The 2,782-nt window shown below is 46.6% G+C and carries 3 protein-coding genes; 2 read left to right on the top strand and 1 reads right to left on the bottom strand.

The features are described 5' to 3' along the window. The first annotated feature begins 23 nt into the window (after nt 1–23). Together V3S16_RS03100 and V3S16_RS03095 are read left to right on the top strand one after the other, a co-directional pair. The gene (locus V3S16_RS03100) at nt 24–281 is read left to right on the top strand and encodes a hypothetical protein (protein WP_413883212.1); all 258 of its coding nucleotides are present in this window, start codon (nt 24–26) and stop codon (nt 279–281) included. Next, entirely contained in the window at nt 265–1,425 is a 1,161-nt protein-coding gene (locus V3S16_RS03095; RefSeq protein WP_413883211.1) for a hypothetical protein, read from the top strand. Before V3S16_RS03100 ends, V3S16_RS03095 begins: the two co-directional genes overlap by 17 nt. Nucleotides 1,426–1,452: 27 nt before the next feature. On the opposite strand, the gene V3S16_RS03090 is transcribed toward V3S16_RS03095, so the two are convergent. Continuing rightward, nucleotides 1,453–2,448 (bottom strand): hypothetical protein, encoded by a 996-nt coding sequence (locus V3S16_RS03090; protein ID WP_413883210.1) that lies wholly within the window; start codon nt 2,446–2,448, stop codon nt 1,453–1,455. Nucleotides 2,449–2,782 lie beyond the last annotated feature (334 nt).

Raw genomic sequence — 2,782 nt, 5'->3', positions numbered from 1 at the left:
GTTATTTTTTTGAAAGGTAAGTCATGGAAGACAAACGAGTTACAGCAGAGCAGATTTTGGCCGAAATTGGCATAGATGTTGAGCGTATGGCGCAGAAGGTTGCAGATGCAATCAATAATGCTCAGGCAGGAGCTATTATAGATCAAAGCGAAGAGCAAGTCCGAGACGCCCATGCAGAGTTTCGGCAAAAGACCTACCAAAAGGCAATTAGCCTGCTGGAAAAAAACCAGCAGGCTTTTTCCCCCTCGAAAGAGTCAGCCGTCAATGATATGGAAAAATAAAGGTAAGCAAAAAACTTCTCATCTGACAATTAATGGCCGTCTGGAGTTTAGCCGGACAGTTTTTTGGAATGAAAATCATGGCACAGTTGTTCCCATGGATATTCTGCTGGGTATAGAATCAATCAATCACAGTCTTGGTGTCCGGGAGATATGTTGCAGAGAAACTCTTAACAATGCTTTTGTTCCAGCCAGTGAAAATATAAAGCGTTTGGCTCAGTTGGATATAAGTTCAAGTGTTGTTCGCCAGATAGTAGAGCATGAAGGCTCTGAGTTATCGCGAGCCCAGCATAAGAGTCAAACAGGCCCGGATTTTAAGGCCGAAGATTGCACCGATAAAACGCTGATTACCGGCACAGACGGCGTTATGGTTCCTTTGGTTACGGAAGAACAAAAGCTTAAGCGTAGAAAGGCACAAGCGGCTAAGCGTAAAAAGGAAAAACGCAAAAGCACCGCCAAAGCGTCCCGTCCTCGTAAGGGAAGCGACGGCACTTACAAGGAATTCAAAGTAGTTGCGTTTTATGATAAAGACAAAACTCATCAATATGTTGTCGGCACCAGCGGCGACCATAAGATTGCCGGCCGTATAATGCGTCGGGTTGGTCAAAAGCTGGATATATCACAGGCCCAGACTAAGTATTCGGTAAGTGATGGAGCAAGCTGGATACTTAAGCAATACAACATTCAGTTGCCGATGCTTGATGAAAACATACTGGATTTTTATCACTTCCGAGAGCATGTAACTGACGCCAGTTATGTGCTGTTTGGTGAAGGCAGCAAAGAGGCTTTGGCCTGGAAAGAAGAAATGATGGAGGTTGTCAAAAATCAGGGTTCATTGGTAATGCTTGGTCGTCTGGCTGAATGCCTTAAGAATCTGAGAGACGATGATAAACGACAGGAACTGGATAACCTACGAGAATATATTAGCAAACGCATAGCAATGACCGATTATCCTTGTTTTCTTGCTCTGGGCTATGATATAGGCTCCGGCCCCACCGAATCGTTCTGCGGTTGTCTGACCAAACGGTTAAAGGGTTCTGGAATGAGGTGGGACAAAGACAATGCCGAATCTGTAATGGCCTTAGCCAGTATATATTACAGCAATCAATGGGATAAATACTGGAAATCAAGGCATAAGGCCGCTTAGCCGCCAGAAATAAATCTCACACACGTATTAGCTTCGCCAGGGGCGATTTCTCTTGACCTTGGTTAGCACCTTACTTGCAATGAGCACGTCCTCGGCAATCTCAAAATCAAACATTCCCGCCAGGACATGGTCGGCACCATTTTCAAAAGCGTACTGGAAAGCATCAGCCGGTGGTATTGCACCGGCAGCCATGACCTTGAAGGCGATCCAGGGTTTCTCAACCCCCTTCATGAAATTGACCACCTCTTGAGGATTTTTACACCAGTAACCCGGCACCTCAGCAACTACTGTAGTCAGCTCATTTGGCTTCGGTGCAGTAGGATAGTTGTGGTGATGCAGCGTCTTGATATAAAAATCCGCGTTGATTTGGTTCTCCTCGCACTCCATGATTACCCTGAGGTCGTGGGCCCCAACACCTGAAGGCACGCCGTAGTCCTTGGCGATTTCTACGGCTTTAGCAATCATATCCACTTTGCCTTGAGAAACAAGGCGATCTGCAACGACGCCCCATAAATAGATTGCATCTGTACCCTCGTCAGCAAGCTGCCGAACCTGTTCGCTATATGCTTTCAATTGGGCCTCGACCGGTGCTGTGGGACAAATGATCCATTTCATCTTCCCGCCCCGTTCGTAGCGGTATTTCTTGAGCACGCTCATGATTCCGGGAGCAGTATGTATGACGAGCGTATCGACGCCGTGGGCTTCGGCGACTGCCATAGTTTCAATTATTTTCTCCTCCGTGTTATAATGTGCTGTTAGATTGTAAACGTATTTTAGGTCGCGGCTGTGGGTAAAGTGGGTGAGTAGATTGCCGCCCAACAACAGGCGGCTGATACGCAGATTGCCAATTCTTCCCTTTTGTAACCCGGCCTTGTGGGTTGGCTGGCTCTGGGCGGTGGTAGGCTTTTCCGCCGTGTCTTGGGCAAGTATCTTGCCTGAACCCACTTGTAGTGTTAGCGCGCTGCCGGCAGAAGTTAAGATTGATTTCTTAATAAACCTTCGACGATTAAGCCTTGAGGTCATGATGGTTCTCCATTCTTTGCATTGTCCTGTGAAAACGTTCTGGGGTATCACATTTAAGCCGTTTGCCTGCGATATTTAATCCCAATCTCATTATTCAGAAAAAAACATACAAATATTATACGGTTTTTGGTATTTCTTTCAAACCGGTTTTCTCGTTGGACCTATATTTCCTGCTTGCAGTCCCGATTTTATCGGGACGGAGAACGGAAGCACTTCGCAGAAACGAGTCGCAGAGACGAGTTGGAAAGTCAAGGGGCGGGGCGTTAGATATTTTCTGCCCAAGGCGAGGGACAGATACACTATTGCCTGTCAATGACAAGACACTTCTCCAGAG

It is taken from the genome of Candidatus Desulfatibia sp., from assembly GCF_036446775.1.
In the GTDB taxonomy this organism is placed as follows: Bacteria; Desulfobacterota; Desulfobacteria; order Desulfobacterales; family UBA11574; genus Desulfatibia_A.
Note: the sequence above shows the minus strand (reverse complement) of the source record. Positions and strands in the feature narration are given on the sequence as shown.